Source organism: Kitasatospora sp. NPDC048662, from assembly GCF_055587065.1.
Genome location: NZ_JBVJHA010000007.1, coordinates 84,718 through 102,824, shown reverse-complemented (window position 1 = coordinate 102,824; position 18,107 = coordinate 84,718). Strand labels below are relative to the sequence as shown.

Here is an 18,107-nt window from a genome sequence, read left to right as displayed (position 1 = left end):
GGACGGGCAGTTCGCGTTTCCGGGCCCCGTCGGACTCTGTTCGCCCGGCGGACATGATGGTCGACCACCGCCAGCCGTGGTGTTCAACCACCGTGCGCAGAAAGGGGATCGGCGCGAACGATGCGGCGAGGTAGGGTGCGTGGGTGCCTGACACTGCCCGTGCGTGACCAACTACTCGGGGGAACGATGCCGACTCCGCCGCCGCATCCGCTCCAGGGCCACAGCTCCACCAGCAGCTTCTCGCGCAGCCCCCGCACCTCACCGACAACAGGCGTCAGAGCCGGCACGGTCACCACCATCGGCCCCGACGGGCCCTCCACTGGCGGCGGCCGCCCGAACGGAACGGGCACGGACCGGCCGAGCCCCAGCCGTCCGAGGCACGGACTGCGGTGGGGCATCGGCGGCGCCCTGGTCGCCTCGGCGGTATGGGCGGCCACCATCCTGACCGTCCCCTCCCTGGTCAACGGCGATTCGACGCCGCACACCCCGAATGTGGCCGGCTACCGGATGGTCGACAACCTGTGCACCACCGCCCGCCTGACCACCTTCAGCCAGCTCTACCCGGCCCCGTCGGGCACCCCCTACCACTACACAACGCACCACCGGGCGCTGGACGAGATGTACTGCAGCCAGTACCGCAAGAAGGTCGGCGGCGACCAGGACTACTACACCCTCTACCTGCAGGTGCAGCTCCACCACGAGGTGGACCCGCGCCCGGAGTTCGACGCACAGCGCGAGGGACTGGCCCAACGCCGCTACCAGATCAGCCCGGTACCCGGCCTCGGCGACGCGGCCTACATCGGCTACCTCGACGATCCCGACCGCAGCAACCCGGGCCAGCACTACCTCACCCAAGTCGTGTACGTCCGCCGGGGCGGCATGACCTGCTACACCAGCTGGTCCGCCTCCTACCAGGACGGCAAGACCGCCGCCCCCGACCGCGAGCAGATCCGCACCGCGCTCCTGTCCGACACCCGCGAACTCCTGCGCACTCTCGGCGGACCCGCCTGACCCACTCCGGCGATCCGCCTGACCGGTTCAGGGAGCTGCCTGACCCACCTCGACGATCCGTTCGACCGGTTCGGGGAGCCGCTCGACCCGATTCGGCGAGCCCGCCAGGAGCGTTGCCGGGCGCGGCACAAGACGGGCGTGGCTCAGTACGGGCGGGAGCCGGCCCGGGAGGCGCGGGCCACGGCAACCACGGCGCGCTCCAGGGCGTACGCGGGGTCGTCGGAGCCACCCTTGACGGCAGCGTCGGCCTCGGCGACGGCAGTAAGAGCGGCGGCCACGCCGTCGCCCGTCCAGCCGCGCATCTGCTGGCGGACCCGGTCCACCTTCCACGGCGGCATACCCAGCTCGCGGGCCAAGTCGCCGGGGCGCAGGTTCCGGCCGGCGGTGGCAAGCCGGCCGATGCTGCGCACCCCGGAGGCGAGCGCGTAGGTGATACCCGTGGGTGGCTGGCCGACAGCCAGCGCCCAACGCAGCCGCTCCAGCGCTTCGGCGGCCCGGCCGGTGACGGCGAGGTCGGCCACCTCGAAGCCCGTCGCCTCGGCCCGGCCGCTGTAGTACTTCGCGACCGCGATCTCGTCGATCGGGCCCTCGATGTCCGCCGTCAACTGGCTGCACGCGGCCGACAGTTCGCGCAGGTCGCTGCCCAGCGAGTCGAGCAGCGCCTGGCACGCCTCCGGGCTGGCGGCCCGCCCCAGGGTGCGGAACTCGTTGCGGATGAACGCCAGCTTCTCGCTCGCCTTGGTGAGCTTGGCGCACAGGACCTCCCGTGCGCCCGCTTTCTTCGCCGCGTCCAGCAGGCCTTTGCCCTTGGCGCCGCCCGCGTGCACCAGCACCATGATCACTTCTTCGGCCGGAGCCTCCAGGTACGCCTTGACCTCCTTGACCGCGTCGGCCGCGAGGTCCTGCGCCGCCCGGACCACGATCACCTTCCGCTCCGCGAAGAGCGAGGGCGTGGTGAGTTCGGCCAACTGCCCGGCCTGCAGCGCTCCCGGCGCGAGATCGCGCACATCCGTCTCCGGATCCGCCGCTTTCGCCGCCGCCACCACTTCGGCGACCGCACGGTCCAGCAGCAGCTCCTCCTGGCCGACCGCAACGGTCAGCGGGGCGAGCAGGTCGTCGGGTGCACTCTTCCTGGCCATCGCCTACCAGGATCGCACGCCGTGCCGACAGGCTTGCCCCGGCACGTCCCGTCAGGCCGGACACCCGGAACGGAACCTGGGGCGGGGCCGCCGCCGTCCCGCCTACGGGGCTGGGGAGAATGATGGCGTGATCAAGAACAATGACCGTCAATTGCTCGTCCTTTCTGACCGCGACGCTGCGGATGAGATTGCCGAGGAGTTGAGTGCGCGCTGGCCCGACCTGGGCGACGTGGAGGTGGTCCGGGACTCCCTCGCCGGGGAGGACGATGCCGAGGACGCCCAGTGGATCGTGGTCGTCGAGGCCCCCGAGGACGAGGGCTGGACGCCGCAGCTGCTGACCGAACTCGACCGGCTCGTCGCCGAGCAGGACGGGTGGCGCGAGCAGGACTGACCCACCGCCCCGACCCGCTGGGCCCGTCTTGGTACCCGCCCGAGCGAGGTGACCCCACCCGCTCGGACGGGCGCTGTGTCTGCACTGCTCGGCTCGCCGGTTCGAGCTGCCGCCGCCATCGGCAGGCCGAGGCGCCCGGCATCAGCCGTGAGCAGCGCGCTGGTGGGATGCCACTGCCAGGGAGCTCGCGTCCCCCAGCACCGCGATGTCCCCCACCCGGTCGGTGCGGACCACCGTCGCCCCCAGCGCTCTGAGCCCCGCCACCGTCTGCGGCGCCGGATGCCCGTACGGGTTGCCGGTACCGCAGGAGATCAGGGCCAGCCTCGGACGGAGCCCGGCCATCAACGCCCAGTCCTGGTATGCCGATCCGTGGTGCGCCACTTTCAGAACGTCCACCTGGCCCAGCCCCGGAGGACCAGCGCCGCCGTAGCTCCCGACCGAGCCGCTTCCGCTCACCGTCTCCGCTTGGCCGTCGGACACTTGGCCCATACCGCGCACCGCTGCTGACGCCGTCCCCGTAGGAAGGGGTGGAGCCCGCTCGGCCGGTCGGACCGCTGGCGGCAGGCCGAGGGCGAGCAGGGCCGCTTGGGCTGGGGGTTCCAGGTCACCCAGCAGGGCTACCCGGATCGGCGCGCCGGGTGGGCCGAGGGTGGCGAGGATCGCGATGCTGGAGTTGTTGGGACCGGTCGCGTCCACGGCCAATGGCGAGGCCGGCCACAGTACTTGCCAGGCGAGTTGGGCGCCGGCCGTTCGACGCTCGCCCCGCTGGGCCCGCAGCACCGGCACTCGGCTGTCGGCTGCCCAGTGCAGTACCCTGCTCCGCTCCCCTTCGGGCTCGTCCGAGGTGGTCACCTCGATCGCGCCGACGGACCGGCCGCGCAGAACCCCGGGAATTCCCTCGACGTGATCGGCGTGGAAGTGAGTGAGGATCAGGACCGGCACCCTGGTCACCCCGAGATCCCTCAGACAGGCGTCGGCCGACTTGGGATCTGGCCCGGCGTCCACCACTACCGCACTGCCGGGCTCGACCGGCAGGACAGTCATGTCGCCCTGCCCGATGTCGCACATCGCCAGCCGCCAGCCCCCGGCGGGCCAACCGGTCGCCAGCCGCGTCACGACGGGCGGGCGCAGCAGTACCACCGGAAGCACGACGGCAATCGCGAGCACGAGCCACACCCTGGGTCGCCGGCGCCTTGGCCGACGCCCGCCCAGCAGCGGCGGCAGCGCCCAGGTCAAGGCGACGATGACCACCACCAACAGTGCCGAGCCGAACAGTCCACTGGGCCAGGCGAGTTCGGCACCGGGCAGCTCGGCACCCCGCCTGGCCACGGTGGCCAGCCACCCGACGGGCAGCGCGGCGAGGTCCACCAGGAACTCCGCCGCCCCTTTCGACAAGGGGGCCACCGCGAGCGCGCCGAACCCGAGCAGGGTGGCCGGCGCGACTGCGATCTCCGCCAGTAGGTTGCACGGGATTCCGACCAGACTGACCCGGGGTGCCAGCAGGACAGTAACGGGAGAACAGAAGGCCTGCGCCGCCGCGGTGGCTCCGACCGCCGATGCGAGGTGGTGCGGCCAGCTACGCGCGCGCAGCGCGGCCGTCCACCTCGGGCCGAGAATCAGCAGCCCTGCTGTGGCAAGTGCCGAGAGCAGGAACCCGAAGGAACGAGCCAAGTAAGGGTCCACCAGAACCAGAATCAGTACAGCGCCGGCCAGTGTGGGCAATCCTCGTCTCGGTCTGCCAGTGGCGAGGGCCAACAGTCCGATCAGGCCGGTGGCGGCTGCTCTGAGCACGCTCGGGTCGGGTCTGCAGATGGTGACGAACGCCAGCGTCAGGCCCGTTCCGAGCAATGCTGTCGTACGGAAGGAGAACCCGAGCAACCCAGCCAGCCCGCCTCGTCCGGGCATTTCCGAGTCGGTCGACGCACCCCCGACCAGGACTGCCAGGATGATCGCCAGGTTGGCCCCGCTCACCGCCACCAAGTGCCCGAGGTCGGTCGATCGGAATGCATCTGCCAGATCGTCCGGAAGCCTCGTCACATCACCCACCACCAGCCCGGGGAGCAGTCCGCGAACGTCGGGCGACAAGTGATCGCAGGCATCGCGAAGCCCGCTGCGGAGCTGGGCGGCAAGGCGTTGCGGGAGGTTGGGCGGAGCAAGGATTCTGGGTGGTCCTTGCGGGGCGAGCAGGGCCGCCGAATCCGTCCGGGGTCGCGCTGCCGAGCCCCCGCCTGTGGACGGGCTCGCCTGCCGATCCGGCAGCACCTCTGCCTGGACCTCAAGTCGGGTGGAGGGAATCAGCTGCTGCCACTGCTCCGAGTCCTGAGTCCGGATGAGGAGCGTGACGGGTGTTCTGGTCACGGTGGGCACCGCGCCTGCCTGCTCGGCACCGGCGACTGGGCGGACACGGGTGACGAGGGCGGAGACGGTGAGGGTCGGTTGGGAGAGGACGCTGCCCTGGGTGTGTGACCCGTGCTGCTTGGGGTCGCCAGTGATGGTCGCCTCAACGGTGACCTCCGGGTTGGCAGTTCGGCCGCCCTTGGAGTGGGACGGGGCGGCCTGTTCGTCCGCGTCCGGGGGCTTCTCCGGACCGCCCGGGGAGTCCGGCTCCCCCCGGGCGGGCGTCGGCGTCGGATGGGCCAGGACAGGAAGCGGGCCGCGGTGCAGGTCGGCGGTATGGAGGACGGTGGTGGTCGCCGCAGCTGCTGCGGTGAGCAGGACAGCGGCCACGAGTCGGTGAATCGAGCGGCGAGGTCCTTTCGAGGTGAGGAGGCTGATAGCAGTCACGCCGCCCATCAAGGCGCTCAGGAGCAGCGCCGGGTGGTGTCTCGTGTCCAGGTCGAGGACGGCGGCGGTGACCAGCCATGCGGTGATGGCCGGGAGGAGGAGCCGGTAGTCGGTTCGGTCGGGGACAGTGGGGGGCAGAGCCGGCATCGGGCACCTCCTCTCGGTGTGTTCGTTGGTCGACTTGTTGATTTGGCGGCTGATGGCGCAGCGGAACGGCCGTGCCACACCAACCAGAGCTGTACGAGGGGCGAGGGGCAGCTCCATATCTGGCAGGCGGGTGCAGAGAGGCAGCGGGTGGGCTCGGACAGAGCGTCGTGCGAGCGGCCGCGCCTTCCTCAGTCGGTGGGGACGGGGACGCGGGGCTTCGCTCAGCAACTGGGGAGCTAGCTCATGGGCAACCTCCAGGCAGGGGAAGGTTCGTAGGGGTCACAGCGTCAGGAGCGGCTTGAGGTCCTCGTACTTTCGGGGGCCGATGCCGGGGACGTGACGCAGTTGGTCGAGGGACTGAAACGGGCCGTGTGTCAGGCGGTACTGGAGAATGCGCTGGGCCAGAGCCGGCCCTACGCCTGGCAGTGAGTCGAGCTGTTCGGCGCTGGAGTGGTTGAGGCTGACTGGTCCGGCTGGAGCGGCAGGGGCACCGCCGGGGGCGTTTTCGACACCTACGAGGATCTGTTCTCCATCAGTGAGCGGGCGGGCAAGGTTGAGCAGGCTGGTGTCCGTCCCGGGGATCGGGCCACCTGCGGCGGCCAGGGCATCCGCGACCCGTGAACCTGCGGGGAAGGTTCGTAGGCCGGGATCCTGGACCTTGCCGGCGATGTGGACGACCAGCGACGGTCCGACTGGTTGGTGCGTGGGTACTCCTTCCGTTGCGCGGTCGGCGGTGGATTCGGCGATGGCAGTGGCGGGGACGGCGACGGGGTGCGGCCGTCCCAACCAGAAGTGCTGTGCGGCGTAGCCGATGGCGAGGACAAGCAGGACGGTGAGGCCGAGAACGGCACGGCGGTCGAAGGCGAAGGCCCCGAGGAACCGGAACCGCAGCGGTAGTCGCGGGTGGTCGGTGTGGTGGGACATGGCGGTCGGTGCGGGAACTGACGGTGCGTCGATCTGGGGTGGCGGATCCGGATCCGACTGGAGGTCGGCCCAGTTGCCCAGCGGGGTGTCAGGAACGGGTGGCGGCAGCGACTCGGCACCGGACGTGGAGGCAGGCGGGTCTCGCTCCGGGATCGCACCAGGCTGAACTCCGGGCAGTCCGACCGCCGGATCCGTGAAGCTCGGAGTGGCCGCGCCTGCCGAGCGCGCGGACGCTCCGTACAGCGCCAGAACGCGCGGCGACGACAGTGCGCGTAGCGGATCTGGAGCGGTCGTCGCACGTGCCACTGCCCACTCCGGCTCGGGAGCAGCACTGGCCGCCACACGAACCGTGGGCACTGACGAGTCGCCACTGCTCAGTTCTGCCGCCCCTGTGGGCTCCGAAGCCCCGGACACTGACTCGGCAGCCGGCCCGGAGGGCGGCCCGGAAGGGCGAAGGTCAGAGGGCTGGAGGGGCGGGAACAGCAGGCCGAGGCGGGCTCGGGCAGCGGCGTTGGTCTGGCGACGACGGGCTTGGGGTGTGGTGATGGTCCTCATGGCGAGGACAGTAGGACCGGCCTGGCATGCCGTCAGGAAATTGGGCCGACCCTGTGGATAACTCGGGCCTGTGGATAACTCTCGTCGCTCGGACGAGTGAGTTTGGTACTGCTCAGCGCGGGGATGCGACGAGCGGTGCCACGACGACGGCCAGCAGGCCGGGGCCGACGTGTGCGCCGATGACGGCGCCGACTTCGCTGACGTAGAGCTCGTTCACCGTCGGCACCCGCTCCCGCAGCCGCTCGGCCAGCGCCTCGGCCCGTTGCTCTGCGGCCAGATGATGGACGGTGATGTCCACCGGCTGTGCACCCGCGTGCTCGACGGCGATCTCCTCGAGCCGGGCGATGGCCCGGGAGGCGGTGCGGACCTTCTCCAGCGGCTCGATCCGGCCGCCTGCCAGATGGAGCAGGGGCTTTACGGCGAGCGCCGAGCCGACCAGCGCCTGGGCGGTTCCGATCCGACCTCCGCGCCGCAGGTGCTCCAAGGTGTCGACATAGAAGAATCCGCTGGTGACGTCGGCCCGCCGCTCGGCAGCGGAGACGACCTGGTCCAGGTCCGTTTCGGTGCTGCGGCGGTCCGCTTCGATGTCGGAGCGAACTGCTGCCACCTCAGCCCGGGTGGCGTCGAGGGCCTCGGCCAGTGCGGCAGCGGCCAGCACACAGCTTCCCAGTGCCATGCCGACCAGCCGACTGTCGACCACCCTGACCGGGATCGGTGCCGTGGCGGCGGCCAGCTGGGCTGCCTCCGCCGTACCGGAAAGCTCGGCGGACAGGTGGACGGAGACGACTCCCCGCGCGCCGGCCTCGGCGGCTGCCCGGTAGGCAGCCGTGAACGTTTCGGGACTGGGCCGGGAAGTGGTCACCCGGCGCTTGGCTCGCAGGGCCTCGGCGACGTCGTTAGGGGAGATCTCGACGCCTTCCGCGAAGACCTCGTCACCGACCGCGACACTGAGCGGTACCACCTCGATGCGGTGCCGGTCCACCGCTTCTTGGGGCAGATACGCAGTGGAATCCGTGACAAGTGCGAGGTGGCCGAGCATGAGGCGGAGGTTACCCTCCGCAGGGCCAGGATGACAGTGCCCGTCCTGTGGCGGTTTGACCTTCGCAGCAGCGGGTAACCCTCAGCGCACGGACAGCAACCGCCTCCAGGCGCGGGGTCAGGGGTGGTTAGGTCCGGCCGGGTTCGGCTTGCGCAGGCGGTCGGCGAGGCGGGAGAGCGGCTCGGCAGCCAGTCCGAGAAGCTCCTCGGCACTGGTCTGGCGACCGGAAGCTATCCCCTTCCGGCGGTCGGCGGGGTGATCGGCGGAGGCAGCAGCAGCCCGGGCACCGGCAGTGGGGGCAGCGCCGGCAGCGAATTCGGAGTCACGGTCGGCGGCGGGCTCGGCAGGGGTCCAGTGCCGCAGCGCACCGGCCTCATCCTGGCATTCCTTGCTGAGTCGGGCGAGCTCGTCATCCGCGAAGCGGCGCATGCGGTCCTGGGCGGCCCATCGCAGGGAGTCCGCGGAGTGCGTGATCCGTTCGGCACGCTCACGCAGTTCGGGGAGCTTGGCGGTGACGCGGCTGCTCATCGGCTCGCGCTCCAGCAGGCGCAGTTCCGCATCGAGTTCGGCGGCGTGCGAGTCGAGCCGGGCAAGGAGCTGGAGTGAGTCGCTGAGCTGGCCATCCTGCGGGAGGCCGCCCTGCAGGACCTGGCGGGTCGAGTCCAGCGCGGTGCGCAGGGAAAGACGGAGGCCGGCGATCTTTCCGTGGTCGCCAGGCTTGGTCATGCTCTTCGCCCTGAGGGCGGCGTTCTCCATCGCCCTCTGAGCGTTGGAGCTGTGCCGATCGATCTTGGCGGCCACCGCCTTCGCCGCCTTGACCGTCCCGACCACTGCCATCACCAACAGCGTCACACCGAGCAGCGCGACCAGCGCTACGACGACACCGAGCGCTTCCATCGGGAGCCCACCTTCCGCCCGTGACCGGCGGCGGTCCACCGAGTGCGGCCCGCCCTGTCCACCGGTCTCCACCGTAGCTCGGCCCGGCAGGAGACAGCAGATGTTCAACCGCTTGGAGAACGGAGATCAGGGACAGCTCAGGGATTTCCCCCAAGCGATCACCCGGAGACCGCCAGTACACACTGCCCGGTCAGACCACCCACGAAGAACGGAGCCACCTTGTTCGAGGCCTTCCACCGCTTCCAGCACATTCGAGCAGTCCGCCGCACTCAAGGAACCCAAGGATCCCGAAGAACCCGACGCATCCCACACGTCTGGCGCGCCCTGCTACTCCCCATCCCCCGGGAATCGGTCTTCCCGTGCCCGTGGACGGCGAAGGGCCGGCCACCCCGAATCCGGGGCGACCGGCCCTGCCGATCTGGCGATGCTTCAGCAGAGGTGGCGTCAGCCGGTGACGATGTTCACCAGCTTCGGGGCGCGGGCGATGACCTTGCGCACCTCCGCGCCGCCGATGGCCGCGACCACGGTGGGGTCGGCCAGGGCCAGCGCCTCCAGCTCGGCGTCCGAGATGGACGGCGAGACCTCCAGGCGGGCCTTGACCTTGCCCTTGATCTGCACAACACAGGTCACGGTCTCGTCGACCACGTAGGCCGGGTCGGCCACCGGGTAGTCGGCGAACGCCAGCGACTGCTCGTGGCCCAGGCGGCGCCACAGCTCCTCGGCGATGTGCGGGGCCAGCGGGGCGATCAGCAGGACGATCTGCTCGGCGACCGAACGCGGGGTGGAGCCGCGCTTCACCAGGAAGTTGTTCAGCTCGATGGCCTTGGCCACGGCGGTGTTGAACCGCAGGCCCGCCATGTCACCCCGAATGCCGTCGATCGTCTTGTGCAGCGCGCGCAGCGTCGCCTCGTCCGGCTCCTCGTCCGTCACCACCAGCTCACCGGTGACCTCCGAGACGATGTTGCGCCACAGCCGCTGCAGGAAGCGGTAGGAGCCGACCACGGCACGGGTGTCCCACGGGCGGGAGACGTCCAGCGGGCCCATCGCCATCTCGTACAGGCGCAGGGTGTCCGCACCGTACTCGTCAGAGATCTCGTCAGGGGCGACGGCGTTCTTCAGCGACTTGCCCATCTTGCCCGCCTCGCGGCGGACCTGCTCGCCCTGCCAGTAGTACTGGCCGTCGCGCTCCTCGACCTCCGCTGCGGGAACCGGGAAGCCACGGGCGTCGCGGTACACGTCGGCGGTGATCATGCCCTGGTTGAACAGCTTGTGGAAGGGCTCGACCGAGGAGACGTGCCCCAGGTCGTGCAGCACCTTGTGCCAGAAGCGGGCGTACAGCAGGTGCAGCACGGCGTGCTCGGCACCGCCGACGTACAGGTCGACGCCACCGGCCGGCTTGTCGGCCGTCGGGCCCATCCAGTACGCCTCGTTGGCGGGGTCGACGACCGAGGTGGAGTTGACCGGATCGACGTAGCGCAGCTCGTACCAGCAGGAACCCGCCCAGTTGGGCATGGTGTTGGTCTCGCGGCGGTAGGTCTTCACGCCGTCGCCCAGGTCCAGCTCGACGTTGACCCATGCCTCGTTGCGGGACAGCGGGGTCTTCGGCGAGGACGCGGCGTCGTCGGGGTCGTAGGTGTGCGGCGAGTAGTCGTCCACCTCGGGGACCTCGACCGGCAGCATCGACTCGGGCAGCGCGTGCATCGCGCCGCTCTCGTCGTAGACGATCGGGAACGGCTCGCCCCAGTACCGCTGGCGGCTGAACAGCCAGTCGCGCAGACGGAAGTTGACGGTCCCTTCGCCGATGCCCTGCTCGGCCAGCCAGGCCGTCACCCGGGCCTTGGCGTCGATCACGGACAGGCCGTTCAGCGACAGGCCGTCACGCTCGGAGTTGATCAGCACCGAGTCGTAGGTGTCGAAGGCATCGTCCCAGGCGTGCGGGTCCTCGCCGCGGCCATCGGTGGGCTGGACGACGCAGCGCATCGGCAGGTTGAACGCCTGCGCGAACGCGAAGTCGCGGCTGTCGTGCGCGGGGACAGCCATGATCGCGCCGGTGCCGTAGCCCATCAGCACGTAGTCGGCGATGAACACCGGGATCTGCTCGCCGCTGACCGGGTTGGTCGCGAACGCACCGGTGAACACACCGGTCTTCACCTTGGCGTCGGCCTGGCGCTCCACGTCGGACTTGGCAGCGGCGGCTGCGCGGTACGCGGCAACGGCCTCGGCCGGGCCCGCGGCACCGCCGGTCCACTCCTCGCGGGTACCGGTCGGCCACTCGGCCGGGACGATGCTGTCGACCAGGGCGTGCTCGGGGGCCAGCACCATGTACGTGGCGCCGAACAGCGTGTCAGGGCGGGTGGTGAAGACCGTGACGGTGTCGCCGCCGACACCGAAGTCCACCCGCGCGCCCTCGGAGCGGCCGATCCAGTTGCGCTGCTGCAGCTTGATCGCCTCGGGCCAGTCCAGCAGGTCCAGGTCGCTGATCAGACGGTCCGCGTAGGCGGTGATCCGCATCATCCACTGGCGCAGGTTGGACTTGAACACCGGGAAGTTGCCGCGCTCGGAGCGGCCGTCCGCGGTGACCTCCTCGTTGGCCAGCACGGTGCCCAGCCCGGGGCACCAGTTCACCGGCACCTCCTTGGAGTAGGCCAGCCGGTACTCACCCAGCACCTCGTCACGCTCGACACCGGTCAGCTCGGCCCAGGCGCGACCGCCCGGCACCTCGCGCTCGCCGGACTCGAACTGAGCGACCAGCTCGGAGATCGGCCGGGCCTTGGCGGCGTCCTCGTCGTACCAGGCGTTGAAGATCTGCAGGAAGATCCACTGGGTCCAGCGGTAGTACTCGGGGTCGATCGTAGAGATCGAGCGGCGAGAGTCGTGGCCCAGGCCCAGCCGGCGCAGCTGCCGGCGCATGTTGGCGATGTTGTCCTCGGTGGACACCCGCGGGTGCACGCCGTGCTGCACCGCGTACTGCTCGGCGGGCAGGCCGAAGGCGTCGTAGCCCAGGGTGTGCAGGACGTTGTGCCCGTTCATCCGCTGGAAGCGGGCGTACACGTCGGTGGCGATGTAGCCCAGCGGGTGGCCGACGTGCAGGCCGGCACCCGACGGGTACGGGAACATGTCCATGATGAAGCTGTGGGGCTTCGCGGCGACGGCCGACCCATCGGCCAGCGGACCGGTCGGGTTGGGGGCGTTGAACGTCCCTTCCTTCTCCCACAGGTCCTGCCAGCGGGACTCGATCTCGGCGGCCAGCGCGGCGCCGTAGCGGAAAGGCTCGGTGGCGGCTTCGGCCGCGCCGGAAGCGGGGGTCGTCTCGCTCATGGTCCTTCAGGCTCCATCGTCATCAGTCAGCGAACAGGCCGTAGAAAGCAGAAAACCCCTCCGCAGGAGGGGACGCCACGCCGACTCCGGCACCCAAGCCGGTCCTGGTCAGCGCGGCCGGCTAAGAAGCAGGCGCACAGTTCGCATGGGCTCAGGGTACCGCACCCCCTCAACACCCTTTCGCGTCACCGCGTCAATCCCCCAACCACGCCCACAATCACGCCCCGGCCGGCTCCCCCATCCACGAGCGAAGTCGCCTTCCCGCCTGGGCCTGCACCCGTGCCAACGCCTGCACCCGCACCCGCTACCCCGCCCACTCCCCCGGCTCCGCCGAACCGTCCAGCCGCTGCGTCGGTCCGGCCGCCCGCTCCACCACCCTGGCTGCCCGGGCTCGTGCTACGCCTCCGCACGCATCGCGGTGTCGAACTCGCGCAGGGCCCGTGCCACGCGGGCGGACTGCATGCCGGCGGCGAGTTGGCGGGCCCGGTCGGCGGTGTGCTCGGCCTCCGTGCGTTCGCCAGTGCGGCGGTAGGAGTCGGCAAGGCGCACCATCAACAACGCCTTGACCCGGGCGCGTTCCGGGGTGAACGTCTCGATCGCGCCCTGCAGCAGGCCGCGGGCCTGCTCGTGCTCGCCGAGCAGCAGGAAGCCCTCGCCGATCATGCCTTCCAGGTCGGCGCGTTCCTGGTCGTGCCCGTCCAGCCCCTCCAGCACCCGGAACGCCCGCTCGGCCACCGCCTCGGCGCTGATCTGCTCGCCCTTGCGACCGTGCGCGCGGGCGATCCGGCCGAGTTGCAGCGCCCGCTCACAAGGTGTCAGCACGTCGTCGGCGGCGCGGAGCGCGGTGGACAGCATCGCCACCGGGTCCAAGCCCCGGCCACCGGAGTTGTAGGTCGCCTGGACGGCGAGGCAGCCGACCACGCCGACACCGAGCCGGGAGTCGCCGGAGACGTGGGCGGCACGCAGAGCGGCGACGAAGGCGCGCTGCGCGGCGGCGTCGTTGCCCATGTCGTAGTTCGCCCAGCCGACCAGCCTGGCCAGCTTGCTGGCGGCCCCGTACAGCTCCCGGCCGAGCGGCTCGTCGTAGCTGCCGAGCTCCAGCAGCTTTCCCACCATCGCGAGTTCGGCCTTGGCCAGGTCGAGGATCAGTCCGCCGCCGTAGGCGCGCTCCAGGCGCTGCTTGGACTCATAGGACAGCCGCAGGTCGGCCAGTTGCTCAGGGGCGATCCGCAGCGCGCCCTCGCCACCGGTGACGGGCGGCGGCGGGGAGGCCCAGTGCCGGGCCGCCTGCTCCAGTTCGTCGCCGCGGAACAGGTCGGTGAGCCGCACCGGTGCGCCGTCCGCGCCGGCCTCGCGGAGCGCGGTCTGCGCGGTGTCGGCGGTCCACGGGTCGGTCAGCAGTCGGGGCGACAGCATCTTGGCGCCCCGGTTGGAGCCCATCTGCCCCCACAGCTGCTCGTACGTGACGGCGATGCCGACACTGCGGCCGAGGACTTCGCAGACGGTCTGGTCGTGCGGCGAGCGCGGCACCATGCCCCGGTCGCGCCACTTGTAGGGCGCGGTCGAACTGATCGCCATGCTGGGCGGCAGCACCGCGTTCACCTCGCGGGCCAGCCGCTCCGGGCTCCATCCCAGCTGGTGGAGTATCCGGGCGAGCTCGTCGTTCCGTTTTCGCGCCAGATCGGCCATGGCACGACGGTAGCCGCCCCGCGCCCCGGGCGGCAGAGGAGGCGACGGAACGACCGAAGGCCGCCCCTTGCGGGACGGCCTTCTGTCTACTGTGGAGCTAAGGAGAATCGAACTCCTGACCTATTGCATGCCATGCAATCGCTCTACCAACTGAGCTATAGCCCCATGCTGTTACTGCTACTACTGCTGTCACCTGCGGTTTTCCTTGCGGTCCCCCTTGGCGACACCGATAACTGTACACGGTCGACGGTCCAGGCCCTAATCCGTTCCGGGCGCACCATGGGCCGCCCCAGGAACGCCGAAGGCCGCCACCCGTCTCGGGTAGCGGCCTCGCGGAACTGCTGTGGAGCTAAGGAGAATCGAACTCCTGACCTATTGCATGCCATGCAATCGCTCTACCAACTGAGCTATAGCCCCGCAACACTGATGACCACTCACGGACCATCGGTGCGGAGTGGAGCTAAGGAGAATCGAACTCCTGACCTATTGCATGCCATGCAATCGCTCTACCAACTGAGCTATAGCCCCGCAGTTCCGCGACTCTCGCCCCCGGTTTCCCGTCTGCGTTCCTCGCTGCGAACGAGGAAGACTCTAGCTGGTCAGAGCCGGAACTGTGAAATCCGGGTCGGGAGACCCTCAGGTCCCGTCGCCGATACCGCCTCAGGTCGTGCCTCAGGTCTCGTCGCCGATGACCGGCTGCGGGAGCGTGCCCGCGTTGTGCTCCTGAAGCCGCCAGCCGCGTGCGTCCTGCCCGAGCACCGACCAGCAGCAGTTCGAGAGACCGCCGAAGCGCTCCCACAACTGCGGATCCATGCCCAGCAGCCGGCCGATCATGGTGCGGATGGTGCCGCCGTGGCTCACCACCACCAGGGTGCCGCCCTCGGGCAGCTTGCCGACGGAGTCCAGCACCACCGGGACGGCCCGATCGGCCACCTCGGTGGAGAGTTCGCCGCCGCCGCGCCGGACCGGCTCGCCACGGACCCAGGCCTCGAACTGCTCCGGATACCGCGCCCGGATCTCGGAGTTGGTGAGCCCCTGCCACTCCCCCGCGTAGGTCTCACGGAGACCCTCGTGGTGCTGCACCTCCAGGCCAGTGAGCGAGGCCAGCTCGGCAGCAGTGCGCCGGGCCCGCGTCAGGTCGGAGGAGATCAGCACGTCGGGGCGGAGCGCAGCGAGCAGCCGGGCGGCCCGCTGTGCCTGGAACAGCCCCTGTTCGGTGAGGTCGACGTCAGTGGTGCCCTGGAACCGCGATTCGAGGTTCCAGGGCGTCTGGCCGTGCCGCCAGAGGACGATGCGCGGCCACACCCCCGAGCGGCTCAGAGGTCGCCCCCGGAGACAGCGTTGCCGGCGGCGTCGGTGACGGCGTTCTCGGGCCGGTTGCGGGTCGCCAGCGCGTCCTCGGGGAGCGGCAGTTCGGGGCAGTCCTTCCACAGGCGGTCGAGCGAGTAGAAGGAGCGCTCCTCGGAGTGCTGGACGTGCACCACGATGTCCAGGTAGTCGAGCAGGATCCAGCGGCCCTCGCGCTCGCCCTCGCGGCGCACCGGCTTGGTGTCGAGCTTCTCGCGCAGCTGCTCCTCGATCTCCTCGGCGATCGCCCGGACCTGGCGGTCGTTGGCGGCGGAGGCGATCAGGAAGGCGTCGGTGATCGACAGCACCTCGCTGACGTCGAAGGCGATGATGTCGTGCGCCAGCTTGTCGGCCGCCGCCTGCGCGGCGACGGTGATCAGTTCCTGGCTTCGGTCGGTGACGGTCACGATGCTCTTCCGGATCGGCTGTGGGGATACCTTCCCAGGATCTCACGAACGCGCCGGGGCCCCGGAGTGATTTCCACCCCGGGGCCCCGACCGCACAACCGGACCGCACAACCGGACCGCACAACCGAACCACACAACCGAACCGCCCGACCGGTCAGCACAACCAGGACTCACAGTCGCGCCTCACAGCGGGGCCAGGCCTTGCCCTGGCACTACGGCGAAGACGGCTGCGGCGGCTGGTAGTCCTTGCCGAGCATCAGCACCAGGTCCGCGTTCTGCGAATCGGTGACCTTCTTCACCACCGACTCCGGCAGCCCCAGGCTGATTGCCAGGGTGCGCGCCGCCTCCTTCTTGGCGTCGTCGGTGTAGCGGATCTCGGAGGTCGCCTGCGCGGAGGCCTTCGCGGTGGACGGGAGCGCTTCCATACCCGAGTTGGTGACGATCACCTTGGCGGCGGTCGCCGCGTTGTCATTGCCGGAGGCGTTGACCACGGTGACGCGGGTGGTGCCGCCGGTGCCCTTGGCCTGGCCGAGGGTGCCGCCGAGGATGTCCTTCACCTGCTTGCCTGCGGTGGCGTCGTCCAGGGTGCCGTCCGGCTTGACGGTGAGCTGGGTGGTGGTCAGGTGTCCGGCCTTCGCCTGCTTGGAGAGGTTGACCAGGACGCCGGCGAGCGCCTTTTCCGGCAGCGACGGGTCGGCGACGGACATCATCCGGTGCACGTCATCGGTGGCGTCCGCCAAGTTGACCGGCATCGTGTTGATCACCCCCGCCATCACCTGCCCGAAGCGGGCGAGTTGGGCCTCCCGGGCTTCGCCGGGGGCCTGCAGGGTGGCGTAGGCGACGGCAGCGGGGCCGCTCAGCAGAACGTCCTTGCCGGCGGCGGCGAGCACCTTGCCGTCCGGCTTGTTCTTCTCGCGTACCTCGGCGTTGGTGTCCACCTTGATGCCGCCGAGCTGAGAGACCAGTATCTGCAGGTAGGGGGTGTCCAGCCGCCAGGTGCCGGCCACCTTGGCGCCGAGCACGGTGGACAGGCCGTCGCGGGTGGCGGAGGGACCGATGGCGTCCATGGACTGGCCGACGGTAACGCTGGCGGTCTCGCCGTTGCTGGGCAGTTGGAGGGTGTCGGGGAGCAGCAGCACGGTCGCCTTCTGCCCGCCCTGGTCGTCGACCAGCAGCGCGGTGGTGACCTTGCCTCCCTCTTCACGCAGGTGCAGAACGTTGACGTACCGTCCGCCGGCCGCCTTGGTCGAGTCGTTGGAGTCGTCGAAGGCGCCGGACCACCACAGGTAGCCCACCGCGCCGGCCGCGAGTACCGCCAGCACCACCAGCAGGGCGATCAGCCGGTTGCGCAGCCGTCGCCGCCGCTCGGCCCGGACTTCACTGCGGGACTCGGCGAACTTCAGCCAGTCGATGGCGTCCTCGGAGTCCTCCGTCACCTCGTCGACGAAGTTGAACTCGCCCGTGGTGTACGAGTCGTTCGCCGCGCCCTTGGCCCGGGCGGCAGCCGCAGCCGCCCGTCCGCCGACCAGTTCGGACGGCTCGGACAGCCCCTCGGCCTCCGGCGCCGCTGCCGACGCTGCCGCAGCCGCCCGCGCCCGGGGCGGCATCCCCGCACCGGCCGGCGCCCCGGCCACCCCGGCCTGCGACGGCACCCGCCCTGCGGTCCCCTGCCCTGCGGCCCCTTGCCTCTCGGTCACCCGGCCGTCGAGCACCTGCCCACCCGGTGCCTGCGCACCCAACGCCTGAACGCCCGGCGTCTGTCCCGGCACCTGCGGCTGCTGCTGGTAGAACCCCTGCGCGGGCTGCTGCTGTCCGTAGTACAGGTCCTGGGCCTCCTGCTGCCCGTAGGCGTCCCCGACCGTCCCCCCGGCCCCCTGCTGGCCACCGAACTGCTGCGCGTAGCCACGCTGTTCGAACCCCTGGGCCGCGTGGCCCCGCTGCGCATACCCGGCCTGCTGCCCGTACCCGGCCTGCTGACCGTGCCCGGACTGGTCGCCGCCGTACGGGTCCTGTCCGTATGCCCCGTGCTGCCCGACCTGCTGCGCACCCTGCGGGTCGTACCGACCGTAGGAATCGGCCTGCCCGTACGGCGGCTGCTGCTGCCCGTGGCCCGTCTGCTGCTCGTACCCCTGCTGCTCGAACCCGGACCGCCCCTGTCCGGGCTGCTCGTACCCGGACGACTCGTACTCGCCCTGGCCGTACCCACCCTGGCCGTATCCGCCCTGGCCGTACCCACCCTGGCCGTATCCGGCCTGCCCGTACCCGGACGACTCGTACCCGCCCTGCTCGAACGCCTGCTGCTCGTAAGGCTGTTGTTCATACAGCGACTGCTCATACGGCGGCGTCTGCTGTTCGTATCCCTGCGGGGGGTAGTGCCCGGGCTGCTGCTGGTAGGGCGATTGGGGCTGGCGGCCGTACCACTGCTCGTCGTCGGACGTTCCGGTCATGCGGTCCCTCCC

Annotated in this window: 12 protein-coding genes and 3 tRNA genes; 2 read left to right on the top strand and 13 right to left on the bottom strand. The window is 70.4% G+C overall.

What is annotated here, in order from left to right; genetic code table 11:
* Positions 1-186: 186 nt before the first annotated feature.
* A complete protein-coding gene (locus tag ACZ6R9_RS20735) occupies positions 187-1,011 on the top strand; it encodes a hypothetical protein (protein WP_465539493.1) in 825 nt (274 codons plus the stop codon).
* A 143-nt stretch (positions 1,012-1,154) separates the two neighbouring features.
* Here ACZ6R9_RS20735 and holA read toward each other — a convergent pair whose 3' ends face one another.
* Positions 1,155-2,150: a DNA polymerase III subunit delta gene (gene holA / locus ACZ6R9_RS20730; RefSeq protein WP_465539491.1), complete on the bottom strand. Its 996-nt coding sequence runs from the start codon at positions 2,148-2,150 to the stop codon at positions 1,155-1,157.
* Positions 2,151-2,277: 127 nt separating this feature from the next.
* On the opposite strand from holA, the gene ACZ6R9_RS20725 reads away from it, so the two are divergent.
* Entirely contained in the window at positions 2,278-2,541 is a 264-nt protein-coding gene (locus ACZ6R9_RS20725; RefSeq protein WP_465539489.1) for a hypothetical protein, read from the top strand.
* Positions 2,542-2,682: 141 nt separating this feature from the next.
* Here the strand turns inward: ACZ6R9_RS20725 and ACZ6R9_RS20720 are convergent, their stop codons facing one another.
* The 12 genes from ACZ6R9_RS20720 to ACZ6R9_RS20665 form a co-directional block, all read right to left on the bottom strand.
* The gene (locus tag ACZ6R9_RS20720; protein ID WP_465539487.1) at positions 2,683-5,472 is read right to left on the bottom strand and encodes a ComEC/Rec2 family competence protein; all 2,790 of its coding nucleotides are present in this window, start codon (positions 5,470-5,472) and stop codon (positions 2,683-2,685) included.
* A 279-nt stretch (positions 5,473-5,751) separates the two neighbouring features.
* A complete protein-coding gene (locus ACZ6R9_RS20715) occupies positions 5,752-6,396 on the bottom strand; it encodes a ComEA family DNA-binding protein (RefSeq protein WP_465539485.1) in 645 nt (214 codons plus the stop codon).
* A 667-nt stretch (positions 6,397-7,063) separates the two neighbouring features.
* The gene (locus tag ACZ6R9_RS20710; RefSeq protein WP_380483333.1) at positions 7,064-7,990 is read right to left on the bottom strand and encodes a DegV family protein; all 927 of its coding nucleotides are present in this window, start codon (positions 7,988-7,990) and stop codon (positions 7,064-7,066) included.
* 117 nt (positions 7,991-8,107) lie between these two features.
* Complete coding sequence (locus ACZ6R9_RS20705; RefSeq protein ID WP_465539483.1) at positions 8,108-8,887, bottom strand: hypothetical protein; 780 nt, start codon at positions 8,885-8,887, stop codon at positions 8,108-8,110.
* Positions 8,888-9,331: 444 nt separating this feature from the next.
* On the bottom strand, positions 9,332-12,205 hold the full coding sequence (gene leuS / locus ACZ6R9_RS20700) for a leucine--tRNA ligase (protein ID WP_465539481.1): 2,874 nt from the start codon (positions 12,203-12,205) through the stop codon (positions 9,332-9,334).
* Positions 12,206-12,601: 396 nt separating this feature from the next.
* The gene (locus ACZ6R9_RS20695) at positions 12,602-13,894 is read right to left on the bottom strand and encodes a tetratricopeptide repeat protein (RefSeq protein ID WP_465539479.1); all 1,293 of its coding nucleotides are present in this window, start codon (positions 13,892-13,894) and stop codon (positions 12,602-12,604) included.
* 92 nt (positions 13,895-13,986) lie between these two features.
* Positions 13,987-14,059 (bottom strand) — tRNA-Ala (locus tag ACZ6R9_RS20690).
* A gap of 179 nt (positions 14,060-14,238) precedes the next feature.
* Positions 14,239-14,311, bottom strand: a tRNA-Ala gene (locus tag ACZ6R9_RS20685).
* A gap of 38 nt (positions 14,312-14,349) precedes the next feature.
* Positions 14,350-14,422 (bottom strand) — tRNA-Ala (locus ACZ6R9_RS20680).
* A gap of 144 nt (positions 14,423-14,566) precedes the next feature.
* Positions 14,567-15,199: a histidine phosphatase family protein gene (locus tag ACZ6R9_RS20675; protein WP_465539477.1), complete on the bottom strand. Its 633-nt coding sequence runs from the start codon at positions 15,197-15,199 to the stop codon at positions 14,567-14,569.
* A gap of 11 nt (positions 15,200-15,210) precedes the next feature.
* Positions 15,211-15,648: a ribosome silencing factor gene (gene rsfS / locus ACZ6R9_RS20670; RefSeq protein WP_465539475.1), complete on the bottom strand. Its 438-nt coding sequence runs from the start codon at positions 15,646-15,648 to the stop codon at positions 15,211-15,213.
* Positions 15,649-15,860: 212 nt separating this feature from the next.
* On the bottom strand, positions 15,861-18,095 hold the full coding sequence (locus ACZ6R9_RS20665) for an LCP family protein (RefSeq protein WP_465539473.1): 2,235 nt from the start codon (positions 18,093-18,095) through the stop codon (positions 15,861-15,863).
* Positions 18,096-18,107 lie beyond the last annotated feature (12 nt).